This window comes from Pseudomonadota bacterium, from assembly GCA_026388315.1.
Classification (GTDB): Bacteria; Desulfobacterota; Syntrophorhabdia; order Syntrophorhabdales; family Syntrophorhabdaceae; genus MWEV01.
Window position 1 is genome coordinate 12921 of record JAPLKA010000090.1, and the last position, 22199, is coordinate 35119.

23 protein-coding genes and 1 tRNA gene are annotated in these 22199 nt (G+C 42.3%); 16 read left to right on the top strand and 8 right to left on the bottom strand.

What is annotated here, in order from left to right; translation table 11 throughout:
* The first annotated feature begins 43 nt into the window (after nt 1–43).
* The 6 genes from NTX75_12865 to NTX75_12890 all read left to right on the top strand — a co-directional run bounded on the left by NTX75_12865 (nt 44) and on the right by NTX75_12890 (nt 5777).
* On the top strand, nt 44–1594 hold the full coding sequence (locus NTX75_12865; protein MCX5817106.1) for a glycosyltransferase family 39 protein: 1551 nt from the start codon (nt 44–46) through the stop codon (nt 1592–1594).
* On the top strand, nt 1584–2513 hold the full coding sequence (locus NTX75_12870) for a glycosyltransferase (protein MCX5817107.1): 930 nt from the start codon (nt 1584–1586) through the stop codon (nt 2511–2513). Before NTX75_12865 ends, NTX75_12870 begins: the two co-directional genes overlap by 11 nt.
* Nucleotides 2510–3430 (top strand): formyltransferase, encoded by a 921-nt coding sequence (locus NTX75_12875; protein MCX5817108.1) that lies wholly within the window; start codon nt 2510–2512, stop codon nt 3428–3430. The genes NTX75_12870 and NTX75_12875 overlap by 4 nt, the downstream gene beginning before the upstream one ends.
* Nucleotides 3427–4464: a bifunctional UDP-4-keto-pentose/UDP-xylose synthase gene (locus NTX75_12880; protein ID MCX5817109.1), complete on the top strand. Its 1038-nt coding sequence runs from the start codon at nt 3427–3429 to the stop codon at nt 4462–4464. Before NTX75_12875 ends, NTX75_12880 begins: the two co-directional genes overlap by 4 nt.
* Nucleotides 4454–5398, top strand: coding sequence for a polysaccharide deacetylase family protein (locus NTX75_12885; protein ID MCX5817110.1), 945 nt, complete (start codon nt 4454–4456; stop codon nt 5396–5398). Before NTX75_12880 ends, NTX75_12885 begins: the two co-directional genes overlap by 11 nt.
* Before the next feature lie 166 nt (nt 5399–5564).
* On the top strand, nt 5565–5777 hold the full coding sequence (locus tag NTX75_12890; protein MCX5817111.1) for a dodecin family protein: 213 nt from the start codon (nt 5565–5567) through the stop codon (nt 5775–5777).
* A 62-nt stretch (nt 5778–5839) separates the two neighbouring features.
* On the opposite strand, the gene groL is transcribed toward NTX75_12890, so the two are convergent.
* The 5 genes from groL to NTX75_12915 form a co-directional block, all read right to left on the bottom strand.
* Entirely contained in the window at nt 5840–7486 is a 1647-nt protein-coding gene (gene groL / locus NTX75_12895; protein ID MCX5817112.1) for a chaperonin GroEL, read from the bottom strand.
* Between the two features lie 18 nt (nt 7487–7504).
* A complete protein-coding gene (gene groES, locus NTX75_12900) occupies nt 7505–7795 on the bottom strand; it encodes a co-chaperone GroES (GenBank protein ID MCX5817113.1) in 291 nt (96 codons plus the stop codon).
* Between the two features lie 101 nt (nt 7796–7896).
* Nucleotides 7897–8721 (bottom strand): hypothetical protein, encoded by an 825-nt coding sequence (locus NTX75_12905; GenBank protein ID MCX5817114.1) that lies wholly within the window; start codon nt 8719–8721, stop codon nt 7897–7899.
* Nucleotides 8721–9662, bottom strand: coding sequence for a DnaJ domain-containing protein (locus NTX75_12910; GenBank protein MCX5817115.1), 942 nt, complete (start codon nt 9660–9662; stop codon nt 8721–8723). Before NTX75_12910 ends, NTX75_12905 begins: the two co-directional genes overlap by 1 nt.
* Nucleotides 9663–9722: 60 nt before the next feature.
* Nucleotides 9723–10547: an ARMT1-like domain-containing protein gene (locus tag NTX75_12915; protein ID MCX5817116.1), complete on the bottom strand. Its 825-nt coding sequence runs from the start codon at nt 10545–10547 to the stop codon at nt 9723–9725.
* 699 nt (nt 10548–11246) lie between these two features.
* Between NTX75_12915 and NTX75_12920 the strand changes: the two genes are divergently transcribed.
* The 10 genes from NTX75_12920 to NTX75_12965 all read left to right on the top strand — a co-directional run bounded on the left by NTX75_12920 (nt 11247) and on the right by NTX75_12965 (nt 19239).
* Nucleotides 11247–11693, top strand: a complete 447-nt coding sequence (locus NTX75_12920) for a hypothetical protein (protein MCX5817117.1) — start codon at nt 11247–11249, stop codon at nt 11691–11693.
* A gap of 377 nt (nt 11694–12070) precedes the next feature.
* Entirely contained in the window at nt 12071–13285 is a 1215-nt protein-coding gene (locus NTX75_12925) for a site-specific integrase (GenBank protein MCX5817118.1), read from the top strand.
* Nucleotides 13286–13385: 100 nt separating this feature from the next.
* Complete coding sequence (locus NTX75_12930) at nt 13386–14237, top strand: hypothetical protein (GenBank protein ID MCX5817119.1); 852 nt, start codon at nt 13386–13388, stop codon at nt 14235–14237.
* A 115-nt stretch (nt 14238–14352) separates the two neighbouring features.
* Nucleotides 14353–14586: a hypothetical protein gene (locus NTX75_12935; GenBank protein MCX5817120.1), complete on the top strand. Its 234-nt coding sequence runs from the start codon at nt 14353–14355 to the stop codon at nt 14584–14586.
* 23 nt (nt 14587–14609) lie between these two features.
* Nucleotides 14610–15095 carry a hypothetical protein gene (locus NTX75_12940; GenBank protein ID MCX5817121.1) on the top strand — a complete coding sequence of 162 codons (486 nt, stop codon included), beginning with the start codon at nt 14610–14612 and terminating at the stop codon, nt 15093–15095.
* A gap of 484 nt (nt 15096–15579) precedes the next feature.
* Nucleotides 15580–15951: a transposase gene (locus NTX75_12945; protein MCX5817122.1), complete on the top strand. Its 372-nt coding sequence runs from the start codon at nt 15580–15582 to the stop codon at nt 15949–15951.
* The gene (locus tag NTX75_12950; GenBank protein MCX5817123.1) at nt 15933–16574 is read left to right on the top strand and encodes a hypothetical protein; all 642 of its coding nucleotides are present in this window, start codon (nt 15933–15935) and stop codon (nt 16572–16574) included. Before NTX75_12945 ends, NTX75_12950 begins: the two co-directional genes overlap by 19 nt.
* Before the next feature lie 851 nt (nt 16575–17425).
* Entirely contained in the window at nt 17426–17626 is a 201-nt protein-coding gene (locus NTX75_12955; GenBank protein MCX5817124.1) for a hypothetical protein, read from the top strand.
* Between the two features lie 51 nt (nt 17627–17677).
* Nucleotides 17678–18061 (top strand): hypothetical protein, encoded by a 384-nt coding sequence (locus tag NTX75_12960; GenBank protein ID MCX5817125.1) that lies wholly within the window; start codon nt 17678–17680, stop codon nt 18059–18061.
* 539 nt (nt 18062–18600) lie between these two features.
* Complete coding sequence (locus NTX75_12965; protein MCX5817126.1) at nt 18601–19239, top strand: NYN domain-containing protein; 639 nt, start codon at nt 18601–18603, stop codon at nt 19237–19239.
* A 424-nt stretch (nt 19240–19663) separates the two neighbouring features.
* On the opposite strand, the gene NTX75_12970 is transcribed toward NTX75_12965, so the two are convergent.
* The 3 genes from NTX75_12970 to NTX75_12980 form a co-directional block, all read right to left on the bottom strand.
* Nucleotides 19664–19739: transfer RNA gene (locus NTX75_12970), tRNA-Ala, on the bottom strand.
* A gap of 94 nt (nt 19740–19833) precedes the next feature.
* Entirely contained in the window at nt 19834–21387 is a 1554-nt protein-coding gene (locus NTX75_12975; protein ID MCX5817127.1) for a long-chain fatty acid--CoA ligase, read from the bottom strand.
* Between the two features lie 90 nt (nt 21388–21477).
* The gene (locus NTX75_12980; protein ID MCX5817128.1) at nt 21478–22137 is read right to left on the bottom strand and encodes an HAD-IA family hydrolase; all 660 of its coding nucleotides are present in this window, start codon (nt 22135–22137) and stop codon (nt 21478–21480) included.
* Nucleotides 22138–22199: the final 62 nt, after the last annotated feature.

Sequence of the window (22199 nt, forward strand, 5' to 3'; positions counted from 1 at the left end):
AGAATATAAATTCTGGTATTTAGCTTTCAGCGAAAATTTATTTATGAAAATATTCTTCGTCATCCTTATATCATTCATTCTTTTTTTCAACAACCTCGGCGCTATTGCCCTATGGGACCCGGATGAGCCGAGGCAGGCCATTATGGCCCGTGAGATGATAGAGAGAAACGACTACATACACCCCTATCTTAACGGAAGACCTTATCTTGAAAAGCCGCCTTTGTATCCATGGCTGATCATTATAACCTCGAAAATCACCGGAAAACTCGATGAATTTTCATCACGACTGCCGGCTGCAATATCAGCAACATTGCTTGTACTTATTACATATTCTCTTGGGAATATGATTTTCAGCCCTCCGGCAGGAATCCTGTCAGCGCTCATGCTTGCAACAAATTACCAGTTCCTCTCCAATGCGAGAGAGTCTGTCATGGATATGACCTTTGCATTTTTCATCGGGCTCACTATATTTCTCAATTACCTGTGTATTCAAAAAAGAAAGAAATGGTTGTTTGTCCTCTCTTTTATCCCATCGGTGCTGGCGGTTCTCTCTAAGGGGCCTGCGGGTCTGTTAATACCTGCAATTGTTACATTTATCTACCTGATAACAAAAAAGGATCTGAAGAAGTTTTTCATCCCCTTTGTGGCCGGATGTCTTGTCTCGCTGGTCCTTTCATCGATATGGTTCATCCTGGCAGGCGAGGAGTATATAAAAGAATTTATTTTCAGACAGAACATTACACGGTATACAAATGCCTTTGATCACATCGAGTCACTTTTGTATTATTTCCACAAGCTTTTTGTAAACTTTCTTCCATGGAGCCTTTTACTCCCCTTTGCAATCTACCATGCCTTCAAAAAGAGAATCTGGCTGCCCCTCATATGGTTTATCTTTACCTTTCTGTTTTTTGAGCTCTCCAAGAGTAAAAGGGCAATTTATCTGCTTTCATGCTATCCTGCCTGTGCATTGCTCTGCGGTATCTATATAAAAGACAGGTGGTCATGGCTTATGGAAAACAGAATAACAAGCGCAGCGCTGAAGTGTTTTGCCCTTGCACTTGCCCTTTTACCGGTTGCCGCCCTTGTTGTGCTTTATAAAGGCAACTCAATGGTGATTAATGCATTCAAGACAGGACCCAATTCATTGTACATTTATATTGCTGTATTGTTTCTTGCTGGAGGTATCCTTTTTTATGCACTTTTAAAAAGGTCACAGGGTTTGTCAGTTTTTATGCTCTTTTTTTATCTGGTTGCTATGAGCTACTTTTATGGCGCCTATTATATGCCTGCCATGGACAGAACACTCAAATCGCCAAGGTTAATAACTGACCATCTCGTGGATATGAAAAAGGATAAGGAGATATTTACGACCGGTTTCAGTTCTGCCGGCATCATTTTTTATGTTGGCAAGCCGATCCAGATGTTTGTCAATATTAATGAGATAAAGGACAAAAAAAATGATATACTCCTTATCGTTGAAGACGACCAGGCGAAGCATATGCAGAAGGACCTGGATTTGTTATTTTTACCGGTAGGAAAGACACGGTACGAAAGGGAACTTTACACATTCTACGTGAGGAAAGATGGAAAATAAAGCCTACATTTCTGTTTTAATCCCTGTGTTAAATGAAGAGGAATCACTCCCGGAATTGCAGGAGAGATTGCACAGGACCATGGAGGGCATCGGAAAACCTTACGAAATCATCTACATTAATGATGGAAGTACGGACAGAACACCTGTCCTGTTAGAAGATTACCACGACCGTTACCCGTGCGTTAAGGTTATAGAATTTAACAGAAACTACGGCCAGCACATGGCCCTCTTTGCAGGGTTCGAACATGTACAGGGGGACATAGTGATTACCATAGATGCGGATCTCCAGAACCCCCCGGAGGAGATACCCAGGCTTGTTGCAAAAATGGAAGAGGGTTATGAGGTTGTTGGCACTTACAGGAAGGCAAGGAAGGATTCGCTTTTCCGTAAGATACCTTCTTTCATTGTCAACAAGATTACTGCGAGGCTCGTTGGTGTAAAATTGCGTGATTACGGCTGCATGCTAAGGGCGTACAGGAAAAACATTATAGATTATATGAACATGTGTCCCGAATCATCGAGTTTCATTCCTGCCCTTGCCACTACATTCGCAAAGAAAATCGCAGAGATTGAGGTTGAACACGAGGAGAGGACGAAAGGAACTTCAAAGTATAGTCTTTTCAAACTGCTCCGTCTTAACTTTGACCTCATGACAAATTTTTCCCTCCTGCCTATTCAGTTCATTGGTGTGATCGGCGTAATTGTGGCCCTTTTAGGACTTGCCTTTGCAATCTTACTTTTTGTGAGACGATTGATCGTAGGCCCTGAAGTAGAAGGAACCTTCACCCTTTTTGCTATACTCTTCTTCTTTATCGGTGCTCAGATATTTTCCCTCGGTATCATAGGGGAATATATCGGGAGGATATATCAGGAGGTAAGGAGACGACCCAGGTTTATCATTAAAAGGGAATTGCTGTGAGGGTTGTTGTATTCGGGTACCACGAGATAGGCTATGTATGCCTCGAAGAACTTATTAATTTTGGCGCAGATGTATTGTGTCTTTTTACCCATAAAGATGATCCCGAAGAGGAGATATGGTTTAGAAAGCCACGGGCAATTGCAGAAAAGCACAACATCCAAATCTATACGCCAGAGAGTATAAAAGATAAATCCTGGGCTGACACGATCAGTTCCCTGTCACCCGACATCATCTTTTCTTTTTATTACAGAAACATGATACCTGAGGATATTCTTGAGATTCCCCGAACCGGTGCTTTTAACCTTCATGGCTCGCTCCTTCCGAAATTCAGAGGAAGGGTACCGGTGAACTGGGTACTGGTAGCGGGCGAGAAGAAAACAGGCCTCACACTCCATTATATGGTAGAGAAGCCCGACGCAGGCGATATAGTGGCCCAGCGGGAGGTGGAAATTGCCTTTGAGGATACTGCATATACACTGTTCATGAAAATGGCAGATGCAGCAAGGGTATTGATGAAAGAGGTTTTGCCTCAATTCAGGGACGGCACATTTAAAAGCGCTCCCCAGGTTGGCCCTTCATCGTATTTCGGAGGGAGAAAACCTGAAGACGGGCTTATCCCCTGGGAGAAAGATGCAATAAGCATTTATAACCTTATAAGGGCCGTTGCCCATCCATATCCAGGTGCATTTACCTATCTTGATGGTAAAAAATTATTTATATGGAAGGCTTATCCGGAGGATACCCTCTATAATGGTGTACCGGGGATGATTGTTTCAAAAAGACCGTTTATTGTGAATACCGGCAAAGGGGTGTTGCGGTTGCTGAAGGTGCAGCTTGATGGGGAAGGGGAGTTAGACGGAGAAACCTTTGCGGAAACACATGAAACGGAAAATAAAACATTAGGAGGCACCACTTGAAAATACTCATTCTCGGTGTAAATGGATTTATAGGCAATAGCCTTGCGGCAAGAATATTACAGGAGACGGACTGGGAAGTGTTCGGAATGGATATCAGGGAAGACAAACTTGATATGTGCCATGGGAATGCAAAATTCCATTTTGTCGAAGGCGACATATCTATTAATAAGGAATGGATAGAGTACCACGTAAAGAAATGTGACGTGGTCATGCCCCTTGTGGCCATTGCCACACCGGCAACGTATGTAAGGGAACCCCTCAAGGTGTTCCATCTCGATTTTGAGGAGAACCTCAATATCGTAAGGTTATGTGTCAAGTACGGCAAAAGGCTTCTTTTTCCTTCTACCTCTGAAGTGTACGGCATGTGTACCGACAAGGAGTTTAACGAGGATGAGAGTAACCTTATCCTTGGTCCAATCAGGATGCAGAGATGGATATACAGCGCATCGAAACAGCTCCTTGACAGGGTTATCTGGGCGTACGGATTCCAGCAGGGCCTGAAATTTACCCTTTTCCGGCCATTTAACTGGATAGGGCCAAAGCTTGACGAGCTTGCCGCTGACCCTGAAAAGGAAGGGAGCTCACGGGTTGTTACCCAGTTTATAAGCAGCCTTCTCCTCGGTGAGCCCATACGTCTCGTTGACGGAGGACTCCAGCGGAGATGCTTCACCTATATTGATGACGGCATCGATTGTCTCATGAAAATCATAGAAAACAAGGACGAACGATTAAATGGAGAAATCTTCAATATCGGGAATCCCGATAACGAAGCCACCATCAAAGACCTTGCCTATAAACTGAAGGAATTGTTCATGAACCACCCGGCCACGAAGAATCTCGATAAATATTCCGAAATCATCGAGGTATATTCAAAGGAATTTTATGGTGAAGGCTATCAGGACATAAACTTCAGGGTACCGTCCATAAAAAAGGCAAAGACACTCATAGGCTGGGAGCCCAAGGTAAATCTCAATACTGCATTAAAGAAAACGCTGGAATACTATCTTGATTCGAATTTAAAGGTTGAGTGCTGAGGCGGGAGAAGGGGTTCTGAGCAAGGTCATTGGAATAAAGGTCGATGTTGATACGTCGGAAGGCATGAAGCACGGGGTGCCGGTACTCCTCGCCCTTTTTAAAAAATACAACATACATGCCAGTTTTTTTGTCCCCATGGGAAAAGACCATACAGGCTGGACGGTAAAAAGGGTCTTTACGAGAAAAGGTTTTCTCAAAAAGGCGGGAAGGGTCGGCGTTGTAAGCACATATGGCATCAAAACACTCCTCTACGGCATTCTCCTCCCCGGACCGGAAATCGCAAAGAAAAATGCGGCTCTTCTTCGCAGGATCACAGAAGAGGGTCATGAACTCGGGATTCACGGGTACGACCATGTATACTGGCATGACCACATAAAACACCTTGGCAGAGAACGGACAGAAGGCGTATTACGCAAGTCGGTTGAAGTGTACAGAGAGTTACTTCATGAGGATCCCCAATCATTTGCTGCCCCCGGATGGATGATAAATGCACATGCCCTGAAGTTTTTTGAGGATAACGGGTTTATTTACACGAGCAATGCCCGGGGTCAAGTACCATTTTATCCTTCGCTGGAGGGAGAGGCATTTCATATCCTCGAATTACCCTCTACGCTTCCCACCCTTGACGAGGTTGTCGGACTTGCAGGGACAGATGTATCCTCGCTAACAAAGTTTTTTCTTGATGCCCTGAAAGAAGGTTTGAATATCATGACGGTCCATACAGAACTTGAAGGAAAACACTGGACCGGCTTTCTCGATGCCTTCCTCAGAAAATCAATCGAAGCCGGTTTTATCTATAAAAAACTTATTAAAATTGCTGTGGAATGCAAAAACCTGTCGACTACAAAGACATGTGAAATGCAATACGGATCTGTCGAAGGCAGGGCAGGTGAAGTATGCGTGCAAATGCAGCGTAGAGCGGAGAAAAACTAAGCACTAAACAGTAGGCAGTCAATACATACTCTATTGGTTTTAACCAATAAGACCAACAAAACCAATTAAACAAATAAAACAGGTTTAAACTAATCCCTTGACATATTGCCGGTCTGTGCTATTACTTTCTATATGCGTTTAAAAAAATTAATAAAGGAGGGTGCTTATGCCGGGAAGTATTTATAAAATCATTGAAATTGTGGGAACAAGTGCGAAGTCATGGGAAGATGCTGCGAAACTTGCCGTCGAAACAGCGGGGAAGTCACTGGAAGATTTACGCGTAGCAGAGGTGGTAAAGCAGGATCTAACAATGGAAAACGGAAAAGTAACTGCGTACCGTGTAAGGCTCAATATTTCGTTCAAATACCACACAGAATAACATTTTAAGGGGAGATTAAAAAGATTTGAAAAAAGAGGGGACGCGAAGTCCCCTCGATTATTTTAATACATTCCGTCCATTCCACCCATTCCACCCATTCCACCTGGGGGCATCATAGGCATCTGGCCTTTATCTTTCGGTTTTTCTGCAATCATGCAATTGGTTGTAAGCAGGAGAGAGGCTACGGATGCGGCATTCTGTAAGGCAGTCCTTGCTACCTTCGTAGGATCGATAATGCCTGCTGCCATCATATCGTCTATGTAAACCTCTTTTGCTGCATCAAAACCAAAGCTGCCCTTACCATTCTTGATCTTATCAATGACGATAGAACCATCGAAGCCTGCATTATTGGAAATCCACCTGGTGGGTTCTTCCAGTGCCTTCTTGACGATCTTCACGCCACCCTGCTGCTCGCCTTCGAGTACAAGTTCATCGAGCTTCGGCAGGCACCTTAAAAAGGCAACGCCGCCGCCAGGTATAATACCTTCTTCCACTGCTGCCTTCGTTGCATGCAAGGAGTCTTCAACGCGGGCTTTCTTCTCTTTCATCTCTGTCTCAGTTGCAGCGCCTACATTAATGACAGCAACGCCACCAACGAGTTTCGCAAGCCTTTCCTGAAGTTTTTCCCTGTCATAGTCAGAGGTTGTTTCATCAATCTGTGTTCTGATCTGTTTTACCCTTCCCTCGATCTCTTTCTTGTCGCCGGCACCGTCAATAAGTGTTGTGTTATCTTTGTCAATGACGACCCGTTTTGCAGACCCGAGGTCTTTAATAGAGATGCTCTCAAGCTTAATGCCAAGCTCTTCGGAGATCATCTGACCACCGGTAAGGATAGCGATATCTTCGAGCATTGCTTTTCTTCTGTCGCCAAAACCAGGCGCTTTAACCGCTGCAATCTTCAATGTGCCTCTCAGCTTGTTTACGACGAGTGTTGCCAGAGCTTCGCCTTCAACATCTTCAGAAATGATTAACAGCGTTCTTCCCATCTTTGCAACCTGTTCGAGGATGGGCAGGAGATCTTTCATATTGCTAATCTTCTTTTCATTGATGAGTATCAACGGCTCATCAAGGACCGCTTCCATTTTCTCAGGGTTTGTTACAAAGTATGGAGAGATGTAGCCTTTGTCAAACTGCATACCCTCAACGATATCGAGGGTTGTTTCCATGCTCTTTGCTTCTTCAACAGTAATGACACCTTCTTTTCCTACCTTACCCATTGCTTCCGCAATGATGTTACCGATGGTTTCATCATTATTTGCAGAAATTGTTCCTACCTGGGCGATCTCTTTCTGATCCTGTGTAGGTTTGGAGAGTTTTTTAAGTTCGTTGACAACTATCTCAACAGCCTTATCGATGCCTCTCTTTAATTCCATAGGATTGTGGCCGGCTGCAACGAGCTTTACGCCTTCTCTGTATATGGCCTGTGCGAGCACTGTAGCGGTTGTGGTTCCGTCACCTGCTACATCGCTTGTCTTGCTTGCCACTTCCTTAACCATCTGGGCGCCCATATTCTCAAACCTATCTTCAATGTCAATCTCTTTTGCAACGGTCACACCGTCTTTTGTAACTGTGGGGGATCCAAACGATTTTTCTAATATTACATTTCTTCCTTTGGGACCGAGAGTCACTTTCACTGCATCAGCAAGGGTGTTTATGCCCTTTAAAAGCGCCTCCCTTACAGCCTGATCGTACCTTATTTCTTTAGCCATACTAATCATCCTCCTTTCTTAATCTTCCACGATACCGAGAACATCGTCTTCTCTCATAATGAGATGTTCCTCGCCGTCAACCTTGACTTCTGTTCCTGAATATTTGCCGAAGAGAATCTTGTCTCCCACCTTTACAGTGAGGGGAGCCTTTACTCCGCTATCCAGCATCTTGCCGTCGCCTACTGCTATTACCTTACCTTCCTGGGGCTTCTCCTTTGCTGCATCGGGGATAATAATCCCACCCTTTGTTTTTTCTTCCTCTTCAATACGTTTAATGAGGATCCTGTCTTGTAACGGTTTAATCTTCATTGTATCACACTCCTTTCATAAAAATAGTTTGTTGGCAATAACCACGAATGATTGCTAAAATTAATATAAGAATATAAGGGTGTTTTGTCAATACCCGCTTGTTAAATTTTTAGCAATAAATTTACGCCTTCCTGGTACCATTTGGAAAACCGTTGATTTTCCTTTTTGTTTTCCTCTTTGTTGTGTTGAATGGAAGAAATTATCTGATCTTTGTCAATAATAGTTTCAAATTCCCGCTCAGCCTGGAGGCAGAGCCGTTCCACCATACTGTATAGTATTTTTTCTTTGTCGTCCTTGCATAACCACATGGACCACCATTTGTCATATGTATTCTTGACTGTTTTAGCGTGTTTATCATAGTAGCCTGCAAAAGCCGGGAGCCACTCTTTCATGTATTCTTTTGATTCATAAAAGATGTCCTCAACAAAAGGGTACCGCTCGATAACATCCATTTCGATCATGATTTTTTTTATGAAACCATCTATAATGCTTGCTGCACCGTGCTTCTTCGAATAGACTTTATCTTTAAGTGAATTCCATACTTCAATGACAGGGTAGGACTCCATACTTTTTTCTGAGTAATTGATTGTTTCAAGGCTTTCAATGGCCTGCATGCCTTTTTTGGGCACATTGTACACAAGACTTTCTATTGCCTGTCTGCTTTTTTTGGGTACCCCATACATGAGGAGACCAAGCAAATCCGATACCACATGGTAAAGGAGTGACCTGTTCTTCGGCCTCCTCAGCGGAAACATGAAGCAGATAAATTCATTCAACTCCAGGGCCTCAACGAGATGGTCTTTTTTGGGTTTCTTTTGCATATATTTGATCGCGTCAATTGCGAGGGTAATAGTCGACATGGAGAGAAGCTCATGCTTGTCCTTCACAATCTCACACACATCGAGGATATGTCTTCTCGGAAGCATCAAATTCCTTCTTTCTTCAGTTCCTCGAGCAGTGTTTTTTGTTTGTCCGTCAGTCGTTTCGGGATGTCGATGAGCACTTCCACATACTGATCGCCATTTGTTCCCTTGCTCATATCAGTCACGCCCAGTCCTTTAAGCCGTACCTTGGCGTGGCTTTTTACGCCGGGCGGGATTGTGACCCGTTTCGGCCCTTCTATAGAGGGGACTTCCACTGTTGTTCCGAGGATGGCATCGGTAACCTTTATGTCCTTTGTCACGTAGAGATCGTTCCCTACCCTCTTAAAAAAGGGATGCTCACCTACCTTGATTGTAATGTAGAGGTCTCCGGCCCTTCCTGTTCTCTGATCCAGGTTGCCTTTCCCCTGGAGTCTCAGTTTTTTACCGGTGGAGATACCTTTTGGGATTTTTACATTTACCTCTTCAGTGCCTGTATGAGTTGAGAACGTTATTCTTTTCTCCACGCCCCGTATGGCGTCCATGAAGGGGATTTCCAGTTCGTAATTGAGGTCCAAATCCCTTTCCGGTTGCTGCTCCCTTGTAATATAATCCCCAAAATCCCATGACTGGGCCCTCTGTTTGCCACCTCTGCCGCCCTGCCTGCCAGCCTGTTTGCCAAAGATCGTGCTGAACATATCGCCGCCCCCGAACCCGAGGTCCTTAAAGAGGTCGCCCATATTGAAACCCCTGAAAATGTCCTCCTCAGAATACTTCTGCTGGAAGCCACCCATGCCGAAGGTATCATACTGTTTCCTCTTCTCCTGGTCGCTCAGAACGGCATATGCCTCATTGATCTGCTTGAACTTTTCTTCTGATTCTTTATTCCCCGGGTTTCTATCGGGGTGATACTTCATCGCAAGTTTCCGGTATGCCTTTTTGATTTCCTCTTCTGATGCGGTTTTTGAAACTCCAAGCGTTTCGTAATAATCTTGTTTTGATGCCATTTCCTTCACCACCCTTTTAAAATCATCATAATGTTACATCTACAGTTTACAATGTTCAGTTCAATGCAGTATCGCCACGTATGTCCCTGTTTCATGTTGTGCTGACCGGCTCACTGCAGGACATTTAACCTTCATTATATGGACAACAGGTCTTTCCCCGCTATATTCAGATAGCGTTTCGTAGTTACCCATCCCCTTGGCGATCACTATAGCGTCTGCTTCCCATAACTCCTTTACTTTTCCCTTCATCTCTTCCCTTCTTAGCCCCACTTCATCTGTGCCTGTGGAAATGATGTTAGAATATATTTGTTTTAAATCAAACCTTTCCACGTCGGCCATTGAGAGGTCGTTTTGGACCGGATGCTCTTTTACGGCATAGTACACTGTTTTCCCTCTATCCTGTAAAAACTCGACCAGCGGCATATCAAATATAAAATCTCCCACGTTGTCACCGAGCAAAAGCACATCTTTATTTTTAATATAAATCTCTTTTTCAATTTTATCTATATCTCCGTAAAATTTAAGTGCTTCAGTTTTTGTGTCATAGCTACATTCCGTAAAGAAGTCCATAGAATTTCCCAGGGCTGATAGCTTCAGAAGGCCTTCCAGGGTTTTGGGGAACAGCGCAATCAGTTCTATTAACGCCTTTCCGGCCTCTTCGAATTCTTTTGTCTTTGCAAGGGCATAAGGATCGTATGCCCCGGTAGTATGCTTGATGTGTTTGAGCAGTTTATTCGAAATGCCCGGTGGAGTATGCCCTTTATCGTACGATTCTTCAATCATGGTATGGCAGTGCGACAGCAAATCCCCGTTGCCGCCTGACAATTGAATTGTCTTCCCGGCGAGCCCTTTAAGACAGTCTAAACAATGTTCCGTAACTTTCATGATATTTATCCTATAAGATATAATGTAATGGAGGGGCAAATCAAATTGAAATGTGTCCCGATTCCATTAAACCGGAAATACAATAAAATATTTCCTTTAGAATCGGGACAGAAATACGAAATAGACTCATTTAAGCCGGAGCGGTATCACTGAAGGCATCAACGATTGAAAAACTCAGTAAATGTATCTCCTGATGCCTACCCTCAGTATATTGATAATACTGTTTTGCTTCTCAATAGCATAAATTCAAATGAAAATTCATATCAAAATTTGACACAGATGATAATTTTCAGGCGAAAAGTATTAGAAGGATAAAAAATTGGTGGAGCTGAAGGGGATTGAACCCTCGACACCTTGACTGCCAGATAGAACCATTGTAGACCTTACCTTTTCCCGATTTGTCCCCTTTCATACTTGTGATTATTTTTATGGTAATTTTTTGGGGTGAGACTTTCCTTATTTTAGACCTTAAAAACCCATGTCTACTATACAAAAACTATACAGTTGGATGAATAACAGTTTTGCGGTAGATATAAAAACATAAATTAGCATAAAGGGATGTCAAGCAACATAGTAATATCAACATGATATAGGAAAGCTTGGCATCCCTTTTTATTACACCACAATCATCCATGAAATAATGTTGTGATATTTTTTTTTGATTTTGGTACAATGGAGATGCAAGGAAAGGGGGAAACCATGAAATACTTACCATTGTTAGTCTCAATAGTTTGTCTTCTTATGTTTGGTTACACGACAGTCAACGGAGCAGAGTGGGTGCATTATGCCACGGCTAAAGGGTTAGATGACAAATATTATTACGATGAGACAAGCATATTTTCTGATAGTGAGGGTGCTGTAAGGGTATGGATAAAACAGGACTTTTCTTATAAGGGGAAACAGCACTTCATAGAATCCATGAAACAAAATGGTTATTATGATAACAAGAAATTAGAAAATATAAATTATGTTCTCGACTATTTTGCCATCAAGTGCAGTACAAGAGAGTATAAACTTATTTCTCATTACGTAGGGGACACAAAAGAAAGTGTCAAAGATTCAGGTTCGCCGCAACCAACATGGAACTCAATTCCAAAAGGAAGCATTACAGAATTTCTCCATAAAACAGTATGCAAAGGAAGATGATAATTGTATGTCCGTAAACTCTACCAAGGGATTGTACATAATGGTTAAGATTTCCAACTGGTTGATATTATTGGTGGAGCTGAAGGGGGTTGAACCCTCGACACCTTGACTGCCAGTCTAATAAATTAACTTTCATGCACCATCACATTTCAGCACAAAACACTTGACATATCAGACATATAGGCGTATATATCTATCATGTACCATCATTAAAAAACACGTGCTTTCAGGAAAAAAAGTGGGACAGGAGCGGGACTGGAAAAATATACGGACATATTCTTGTGAAAATATACGGACATATTCTTGTGAAACCGGTGTTATCCCACTTTTATCCCGCTGGTAGCATCTAACAGCCTATAACTAAAGGAGAAAAGGTTATGGCAAAATGGATAAAAACAACATTTCCAGGTGTACGGTATCGAGAGCATGATACCCGAAAACATGGCGTTAAAAAAGACCAATACTTTACGATCCGGTACAAGCTGGACGGCAAAGGCAAAGAGGAAGGCCTGGGCTGGGCTTCTGAGGATTGGACAGCATCAAGGGCTTATGGCCACCTGCTTGAATTAAAGAAAAATAAGAAAATAGGTGAAGGTCCGCAAAGCCTGGGAGAAAAACGAGAGATTGAGGAGACGAGGCGCATTGAGGCAGCAGCAGAGAAAGAACAGATTGAAAAGGATACACTTACATTTAATCAGATATTTACAAAACAATATTATCCGATAGCAGAGCAGAATAAAACAAAAGGTGCAGCAGAGGCAGAGAATAGCCTTTTTAAATGGATTGATCCAGTAATAGGCAAACTACCCTTGAAAAATATATCACCGCTTCACCTTGAGCGAATCAAAAAGAACATGGCGAACGAGGGCAGGGCACCACGAACCGCTCAATATGCGCTTGCATTGATACGACAGGTTTTTAACTATGCGAAAGACAATGGTTTATATAGTGGCGCATGTCCTGTTTCAAAAGTCAAAATACCCAAATTCGATAATAAACGGCAACGATTCTTGACCCATGAAGAGGCAGAGAAACTATTGACAGCACTAAAAGCACGCAGCATTGATGTTTACCACATGGCCCTATTGTCCTTGCATTGTGGGTTAAGGGCCGGCGAGGGCTTTTCTTTACAGTGGGCGGACGTGAATATTGAAGCTGGAATGATAACCTTAAGGGATACCAAAAACGGTAAGACAAGACATTGCCAAATGACAAGCGCAGTAAAAGAAATGTTTACCAAGCGGAAACCAGGTAATAAAGACGACCTTGTATTTCCTTCTGCAAAGGGTACGTTAATCGGTAAAATATCAAAGACTTTTGAGATTGTGGTTGATGAACTCAAATTCAACGAAGGTGTTGACGATCCTCGACACAAGGTTGTATGGCACAGTTTAAGGCATACATACGCTTCCTGGTTGGTGCAAAGTGGAGTAAGCCTGTATGTCGTTCAAAAGATGCTTGGACACTCACAGATAAGCCAAACCGAGAGGTACAGTCATTTACATCAAGATACCATTACCGATGCTGTAAAGGTATTCGAGGCAGCATTGAAGAAAGAAAAACCGAAGGCCGGAAAGGTTATAAACTTTTAAAAATAGGTAAGTATAACCGGGGATAGGGCTGTACACCTGAAAGCGGCAATCCTGAACCGCTTCCCCGGTTTAATATCAGGGCACGACAGGAGGTGTCAAGGTGGAAGAGAATGGTTTATGGTGTCCGTTAACCGGGGAATTACCAGACGTTGACCACATACCAAGTGACTTTAAATACCAATGTCTTGAAATAATTTACGAGGCAAGGGGGCTTTGTGGGGCGGGTGAGGCGGAGCTCATGTTTTTTGACTACACATACCCGGAAAACCTCTTAGAGTTTGCAAGAACTATTGAAGGGGCTTATGGGTCTATACGTCAGAATAGTCTTTGTCTTCAACGTCCTTATTACTATACAAATGAAAAAGGCGATCTTGTACTAACACATACGCTTGCATCAAATGCAGAGCAAGTATTGAGCATGGCAGGGTATTCCAAGGCATATGGATATGTTGATGATGAGGCTCCAGATTATTTTATACTGGCAGTAGTGGCTATTATCGAAGCAAGGGAGGCCTTACAAGAAGCACTGGAAGATAAAATATATAATTATGATGATTTGTTGGATGCAAGGGGATTATTATCAAAAGCAGAAAAAGCCAAAAGTGAATTTGAAAAGCCGGAAAAGCAAAGCATAAGATCGCGGGAACTTAAGAAAAATATAATAGACCAGGCCATAAAAAACGTATTTGAAACATTTCCAAATATGACAAAAACACTTGGAACAGTAAAGCTCAGATTTAATCACGTCAATGCTGATAAAGACTTTGAAGGCTGTAAAACAAATTTAGTCGAAGATCCCAAAACCAGAAAAACAACAGTATTTATTCATAGGCCGGGCACTGAAAAGCCATACAAATATGAAGAAAGGACGCTTGAAACCCGCATCAAAATAGTAATTAAGCGCACTATTGACGAGAATAAACCCGTATCATGCAAAGATTATATTAAATGAACTCTCAAAAGTACGCAATAACGTTATTGCGTAACTAATTCAATTAATTTAATAACTTACACTTGATACTTATACCGGCATGTAATATCTTTTGTGAACATTAAGGAGGTATCACATGACGAAAAAAACAGAAAAAGTTGATCTATCTTGTATCGAACTACCGGCTATACTCTTCAGAAATCACCCGAAATTTAAAGAGCTTGTCGGTATCTCTGCCAGGACAATGAGCAACCTTGATAGTTTGGGGCTTGGCCCCTCAGAGAAAATTCAGGTAGGGCGTACTGTTGGTTATAGAAGACAGGTTTTGCTTGACTGGATGCAGGAAAGGGCTGTTTCGTTCGGAAAATAAGTAACTACCGAACCGGGAATAATATGTCTGAGGCAATAAATGATAAGAGATTTAGAATCAAAAACAAGATAATGATAGAGCCGGAATTATTCTATTCTGAGGCTTTCATGGGATTGTCAGCTTCAGCAATCAGAACCTTGTTGCGATGCCTTCAAAAAAGAAAGTGGGTTAAGCAAAAAGTAAATGGCATAAAAAGAGTTGTGTACACCAGTGAAGCGTTTATTTTCCCCTATCGTGAAGCAGCTTTTTTAAAAATCGGCACAACACAATATTGGAAGAATATAAAAACGTTAATAGAACGAGGTCTTCTTGACATTATTCACCAGGGCGGCTGGTATCAAAAGAGCGAACGCGAGAAAGATTATAGCGTTTACCAGTTGTCTGAAAGGTGGCGATGTTATGGTACAAAAGATTTTCAAAAGATTGAGAAGGGTAAAGTGTTGCAACCAGAATTTCACGTTAGAAACAACATGGGTAGGCTAAAAACAAAAGCAACTTCACTAAAATGAAGTTGATAGCTTCACTAAAATGAAGTTGATGAGTAAAAAATTGTTATGATCGTCTTCACTAAAGCGAAGATGAGGAAATTTAACAAAATGATCGCAGAGGCTTGTTAATGCTACCTAAAGAACGTTTTTTAATCCGTGAGGGGTTTTTTGTAACACCCTTTCGCTTTCGTGAAGGAAAATTATATATCCAAGGGGGTATGCTTTTTCCCTTCACTTATCTTTTAAAAATGTCTTTAAAGTCTTTAAAGCAATTCGGCCCGAAAAGTGACCTCAGCATATCAAAAAGAAAGAAGGTGATGCTTTGAAGAAAGCAAGCAAGCATTACACCGATGCAGTTAAAGACTTAAATGAAAATAAGGAGTTGACAGGTTGAGCGGGTCCTCCCTAACAGTTGACGCTATACGGAGACGTAGGACCCCGCCGATTCTCCGCTTTTATAATATTTAGAGGTGGGCAGATGGTCAAATGCGAGGAGTTGGCTAAAATGAGAGAAAACCCCGAAACTATATCTGGTTACCTTCTTGATATGTTTGACAGGTCATTTCTTAATGAAGAACGGTGTCAAAAAACCATATTAAATTTATTACACCCTAACGGTCCGGCATGTCCTTTTTGTAAAACAAGGCTTGATGAAAAGAAATTTCCCCGATTTGCAAATCTTCATAAAATTAAGTGTAAAAAATGTAATAAATTTTTTACAGGCTTGACTGGTACAATGCTGTCTGGTACACATCTAACGTTCGCACAACTTACACTTCTTGCCGTTCTGATTGAATCCGGAATACGTCCGGAAAAAATAGAAAAAATCACAAAAATACATAGGGAGACAGTGATATTATGGAAAAAGAAGCTTTAATAACCACAACCATCAGCAGCCTTCGTAAAGCGGCAGAATACCTTGAAAAAGCAGGCTGGGCGGTTAAGAGACAAACCATTACGAACCATGCAAGGGCCGGACTAATCCGAAAAAACGTACAAGGTCAATATGATACGAAAACACTTGATCGATATGCGATGGCAAATTTAAAACGTCTTGATGGTGCCCCCATTACCGGTGATGACAAGTATCTTGCAACCCTGCAGAAAAACAAACTTGAAGCCACTACACAAATAGCAATAGAGCAAGCCCAGTTCATGAAGAACCGTAATCGTGATTTCGAAGCAGAATGGGAAGCGATCAAAGGCACAGAACTTGCTGCCAGGGCAGCTCTGTTCAAAAATGACCTTGAAACGTTTGTTCGATCTAAAACCCTCGACATAATCAATATCGTTCACGGTGATCCCGTCCTTGCTCCAGACCTTATAGCCTTTATTCTTGCTTCCATCGATGGGATTCTTCTGCGCTATGTGCAGACTGGTGAATTTGAAATAGACCGCGAGACCTATCAGAGATTTCTCGACAGCATGACTGCCACCGTCCTGGCGGTTTCCACACAGGCCGACGCACAGCTTGAATCCGTAGAGGAGCCACCGGCATAGACAGCAAAATACCGAATCTCGCGTTGACACTGTGAACAACCTTCCAGGTGAGAGCTGGACCTTGCATTGCCTATGCCTAAACCACGAGGGCGCCGGGAATTATTCAGCACGAGGGCACCGGGAAAGATGCAGCGTGAGCTCACCGGGCACGATCCGTTGAGGAAAGGAAAGGGCCGGAGTTATTTTTTATCGTGCCCGTTTAGATCAGCAATGAAACGATTAAGTTCAGTTTCTTTGAAAAGGGTTTTTCTTCCCATTTTGAGGGGCTTAATTTTACCATCTTTGATAAATCTATAAAGAGTTGGTCGAGAGATTCTAAGCAGTTTTAAACATTCGTTTACTGTGTATAATGTCTCCATGTTTTTCATTGTATCATAATATCAATATTTGTCAATTACAATTAATATTATTCTTGACAGATTATGAATAGATGATATAATCAATAACTATGAGATACATTGAGAAACATATAAAGTGTCAAAAATGATAAAAAGTGAAGGGTCATGATGTTTAGTGACACTATACAAAATGACGATAAATGAAGGGCTAAAAACAGTGCATATTTTATTAAAAAAATGATAAGTAATTATAATCATTAAGTAAATGATGAAAGTTTACATAATGTCACTTATAGGTACCATTTATACAGCCAGTAATAACTGGGAATCACAGCGATATGATAAAAAAAAGACGAGTAACACTATATTAAACATTAATTCTGAATATATGATAATTTCAATATTGTACTAAATTAAGTACAAGATGTATTTAGGTGAAAGGTAAAAAAACGGGAAATTGAAGCAAGGCGGCTCGAAAATAGCCGCTGCAAATCACATGAAAGGAGATTAGCAATGTCATCGAAAAAACAAACTACAGACACAATCAAGGCATCAATCAAAGACAGGCTTCACCCACTCGAAACACAATTTCGCTTAATGCTTGTATCATCATGTGTTGAAGGATTTACTTTACAAGGCCAGGACATATCAAATATTGTTGTTGGTATGCTGCGAACCCTTGACGATGTCTATAAATTTCTTGAAAAGGACTGAGCAGACACAATAATTATTCCGAGACAGGGATATGTCCAGGAGGGTACCGAAATGACAAAAACGAAAAATTATATTCCAACAGAAAAGGGCTTTAAGGCGGCGCTTAAGGCGGTAGAGATAACCCAAAAATTACAGTATAGCCTTGAAGATATTGAAGAGGATTCCCCCTTAGTTTGTCTTCGCTATTTGGCCTCTACCCCGACATATCAGGACAAAGAAACCGGAGAAACCCACTACAAACACGAAATAGAAAATTCATTAGAACATACCATCATGTGTATGTTTGCGGCCCTGTATACTGCAAGTGTACACTTCAGGGTAAATGAATTTACCCCCGACAGGTACGCACAGATCAAGTCTTTAATCGAAAATACCATCAAAACTACAAAAAAATCTAAATATGGATTCAGGCTTATTTCAGGAGGCAAAGAGTAAATTACCCTGAGAGGTCTTCTACTGGATAAAGGGTTTGACCGTCATCGATGCCATAAATTGTGCAGCGTGAGGGCACTGGCACGATCCGTACAGCCCTTCACCCACGCCATGAACATACCGGACACCCTGAGAGCGGGGCTATACAGGAATTTTTTGGGGGCCTTGATGCTTCACCCCATAGCACCGGCACGAAACAAGCATATACAGGCAATCTGAAGATATGCTGTACGATCCGGGAGTACCACAAGACAGGGGCACGTCCAGGACAATCCACCTGGTACCTTTACATTGACGCTGTTAACAGTCTTTCGGGTGAGACCAGGGCTTTATATCACCCATACACTGAAACATTCACTACGAGGACAAAAGACCGGGGCAGTGGATGTTTAGGAGGTGGTCAACAAACGTTCTTCTTTTCTACTAAAAATCTATTGACAAAAAGACATGCCTCAATATATAGTTGCATTATATAAAATAGTTAACTACCCACACGGTTTCGACCTGTGGTGCGGGGTCACGCAAGTGGCCCCTGCTTATTTATGTCTACTTCTTACAAAACATATGTTTACGTTGACGGCTTCAATTTATATTATAGGGCCCTGATACATACCCCATATAAATGGCTTGACTTAAAAAAACTATGCTCAAGCTTGATTGACCCCAGGCATGATATTGTTAAAATAAAATATTTCACCGCAAGGGTTAGCGGCAAACTGGATCCTAACAAACCGATAAGGCAAAATACCTATATAAGGGCCATACAAACATATATACCCGGAGTAGAAGTACATTTTGGTCATTTTCTCAGCCATGATATTTACGCACCCTTAGCTAACACAACTCCATATAAGTTTGTAAAAATTATCAAAACAGAAGAGAAGGGGTCCGACGTAAATTTAGCAGTTCATTTGTTAAACGACGCATGGCTGAATAGTTATGATTGCGCTATTGTGATAAGCAATGATAGTGACCTTGCTGAATCCTGCAGGCTGGTAAAAGAACAAAATAAAAAAATATTAGGTGTCATTACTCCAAATATCAACCCTTCTTCAAATCCATCCCACGAACTCATAAAACACGCATCTTTTGTTGAAAGAATAAGAAAAAGTGTTTTGGCAGTGTCTCAACTTCCAGATCTCATACCTGGTACCAATATCCATAAACCCGCTACCTGGTAAATCTATATTCCTTCATGCTCTTGCAGAAATCACCAGTGAGACATAAAGAATGTTTCCGAAGACTTTCAAGGTGCCATGACGCAGAATCACCGGGGATACATCCAGGACAATCGCCGGATACCTTCTCGTTGACACTGTGAACAACCTTCCAGGTGAGAGCTGGACCTTACATTGCCTATGCCATGAACCATCGAGGGCACGAGACAGGGGCACGTCCAGGATCACCGGCACGAATCGACTGAAGGATCCAGGCCCGGGGCTATGTCCGGGACCACCCTCAACACTGCTTCCCTGAGAGGTCTTTCACTGGATAACAGGAGTGTATTTCATTACCTGAAAAATAAAAAGTGGGACAGGAGTGGGACAAAACCACCTTACACAAAAAAAGAGGTTAAGCCTTTAAAGCCTAACCTCTTAATTTTATTGGTGGAGCTGAAGGGGATTGAACCCTCGACACCTTGACTGCCAGTCAAGTACTCTCCCATCTGAGCTACAGCCCCACTGATATTTTATATAACAGTAAGTGTTGAAATTGTCAAATGGTTTTGACGTTATGTGCACAGTGCTTTCAAAGAGGTGTAAGAAGGTTGTTCATTACCGTGCGCTTTTGAGCAGGCGTTTTTTTATCTTGCCAGAGGCGGTTTTTGGGAGTTTTGCTACGCATTCCATATTTTTAGGGATCTTATACTTCCCAAGTTTGTCCTGCAAAAAGTTTACAATCTCTTTATACTGAAGCTGTTGACCCTCCTTAACAACAATGAATGCCTTTCCTACTTCTCCCCATGTTTCATCAGGTATGCTTACAACAGCTACGTCGAGAATCTTCGGGTGAGCGAGCAAAGCCTTTTCGATTTCTGCGGGGTAGACGTTTTCGCCGCCGCTGATAAACATATCCTTTTTCCTGTCCACAATATATACAAACCCCTCTTCATCCATCCTCGCAAGGTCACCCGTGTGGAGCCAGCCGTCCTTAATAACTTCTTTTGTCAGGTCAGGCCGTTTCCAGTACCCGTTCATTACTATAGGGCCTCTTACGATAACCTCGCCGATCTCGCCGGGCAGGACAGGTGTTCCCCGCTCATCGACTATTCTGATATCACCGTGCAATACCGGTGAACCCACAGACCCCATCTTTTCTTCCGCTCTTTCTGTGGGTAGCCAGAAGAGTGTAGATGCCTCGGTAAGCCCGTAGATCTGTGAGATTAAAAGCCCTTTCTCTTTAAGGGCTTTTAATAGAGGTACCGATACCCTTTCACCTCCCGTAAAAGAGCATTTTATTGTCCGTAAATCGTATTGGCTGATATCGCATTCATGCAAAATAAAATTATATACAGTGGCAGGCAATTCAAGAATCGTTACCTTATGCTGCTGAATCGTTTCCAGAATCTCCACCGGCCTGAAGCGCTTTTTTACAATGACCGTGCCGCCGTTATATATAACGGGCGCCATCTCAACGATGAGTCCGCCGGAGTGAAACAGCGGCCTTGCTATGATGGCTATATCTTTCCTTGAAAGATCAAAATAAAAACTGGCATTCAAAACATTGAAGAATGTTTTTCTGTGGGAAAGCACAGCGCCTTTCGGCAAACCTGTTGTCCCTGAGGTATACATGAGGATATGGGGATCATCTTCTCCGGAAGACCACCCTGATACCGGTTCTGTTTCTGGGTACGACTTGATTGAAGATTCATAGTCCATGACCCACGGGATATTCTTTTTCTTTCCGGCTTTTTCCCCGATGGAACACGTTATACAGGTAGCGATGGGCACCTTTTCTCTTAACCGCTCTGCATTTTCCAGAAATTCATCTTCAAAAATAATGAAATCGGCGCCACTGTCCCGGATAATAAATTCGAGCTCCGGGATGGCAAGCCTCCAGTTCAGAGGCACAAGAATGCCACCCATCCTTGATAGGGCAAAGAATATTTCAATATATTCCTTACAGTTATGGAGGAGCACCCCAACCCTGTCACCTGTTTTAATGCCTTTATCCAGAAAGAAATGTGACAGCCTGTTTACACGAACGTTAAGCTGGCCATAGGTAAACGGGGTACCCTCAGAGATAACGGCAACCTTATTCGGCTGTATCCTAGCCCATTTTGAAATCCATTCCCCAACATTTATCTTATTATTACGGTTTCTTAGCATGTTATGGCCGCATGTATTTTGTATACAATATATTAAAATAAAACGCAACCCAAAGGTTGAAGCTACCACTGCCAAAATTTGTAGTATGGGCTACTTCAGGGAATTTATTTTCATTATATCTCTGATATCATTCAGGATATACGTTGCTCCGGCCTTCTCGAAGGCTTCCCGTGTTGTCCGGCCGGTGAGGACACCGGCGGTGTATGTGCCTGCTGACCTGCCGGCCATGACGTCAGTAGGATGGTCTCCGGCAGTCAATGTTTTATCCGGAGTGACATTTAGGATTCGGAGGGCTTCAACCACATGGTCCGGGTGGGGCTTAACATGCTCAACGCCTTCACGGGTAACAATACTATCGGTGTAATCGAATATATCGGGGAATACGGTCTTTAATGCGTCGATACAGCTTCTCGTAATAATCCCGGTTTTGATTGACTTATTTTGCAACGACTTCATGACATTCCGTGTATAAGGAAAAACGTCTTTGCCGCGGGCAGCCTCCACCTCAAGCACTCTTAACCTCTCAAACGCCCTGCTTTTGAATTCCAATGCCCCTCTCTGTCCGTCCAGCCTTTTGTCTATTCCGTAAATCATCTCAATGATATATTGACCTTGCGTGTCCTCCAATATTTCCCCATTAATATATTCTCTTGCAATTTTTACAATTTCCGCCCGTAGAGAATCGAAATTCAGGGTCAATGGAGTGAGGGTGCCATCAAAATCAAAAACAACCGCTTTTATTTTTTGCATATACGTTTTATTGGCTGATAGCTAACAAACAACCTAAGGGGTAAGGAAGGGGTCAAGTGAAA

Coding starts and splice junctions, on each gene's coding strand:
- NTX75_12865 (MCX5817106.1), top strand. CDS start 44: ATGAAAATATTCTTCGTCATCCTTATATCATTCATTCTTTTTTTCAAC.
- NTX75_12870 (MCX5817107.1), top strand. CDS start 1,584: ATGGAAAATAAAGCCTACATTTCTGTTTTAATCCCTGTGTTAAATGAA.
- NTX75_12890 (MCX5817111.1), top strand. CDS start 5,565: ATGCCGGGAAGTATTTATAAAATCATTGAAATTGTGGGAACAAGTGCG.
- groL (MCX5817112.1), bottom strand. CDS start 7,486: ATGGCTAAAGAAATAAGGTACGATCAGGCTGTAAGGGAGGCGCTTTTA.
- groES (MCX5817113.1), bottom strand. CDS start 7,795: ATGAAGATTAAACCGTTACAAGACAGGATCCTCATTAAACGTATTGAA.
- NTX75_12905 (MCX5817114.1), bottom strand. CDS start 8,721: ATGCTTCCGAGAAGACATATCCTCGATGTGTGTGAGATTGTGAAGGAC.
- NTX75_12910 (MCX5817115.1), bottom strand. CDS start 9,662: ATGGCATCAAAACAAGATTATTACGAAACGCTTGGAGTTTCAAAAACC.
- NTX75_12915 (MCX5817116.1), bottom strand. CDS start 10,547: ATGAAAGTTACGGAACATTGTTTAGACTGTCTTAAAGGGCTCGCCGGG.
- NTX75_12920 (MCX5817117.1), top strand. CDS start 11,247: ATGAAATACTTACCATTGTTAGTCTCAATAGTTTGTCTTCTTATGTTT.
- NTX75_12925 (MCX5817118.1), top strand. CDS start 12,071: ATGGCAAAATGGATAAAAACAACATTTCCAGGTGTACGGTATCGAGAG.
- NTX75_12935 (MCX5817120.1), top strand. CDS start 14,353: ATGACGAAAAAAACAGAAAAAGTTGATCTATCTTGTATCGAACTACCG.
- NTX75_12940 (MCX5817121.1), top strand. CDS start 14,610: ATGTCTGAGGCAATAAATGATAAGAGATTTAGAATCAAAAACAAGATA.
- NTX75_12945 (MCX5817122.1), top strand. CDS start 15,580: ATGAGAGAAAACCCCGAAACTATATCTGGTTACCTTCTTGATATGTTT.
- NTX75_12950 (MCX5817123.1), top strand. CDS start 15,933: ATGGAAAAAGAAGCTTTAATAACCACAACCATCAGCAGCCTTCGTAAA.
- NTX75_12955 (MCX5817124.1), top strand. CDS start 17,426: ATGTCATCGAAAAAACAAACTACAGACACAATCAAGGCATCAATCAAA.
- NTX75_12960 (MCX5817125.1), top strand. CDS start 17,678: ATGACAAAAACGAAAAATTATATTCCAACAGAAAAGGGCTTTAAGGCG.
- NTX75_12965 (MCX5817126.1), top strand. CDS start 18,601: ATGTCTACTTCTTACAAAACATATGTTTACGTTGACGGCTTCAATTTA.
- NTX75_12975 (MCX5817127.1), bottom strand. CDS start 21,387: ATGCTAAGAAACCGTAATAATAAGATAAATGTTGGGGAATGGATTTCA.
- NTX75_12980 (MCX5817128.1), bottom strand. CDS start 22,137: ATGCAAAAAATAAAAGCGGTTGTTTTTGATTTTGATGGCACCCTCACT.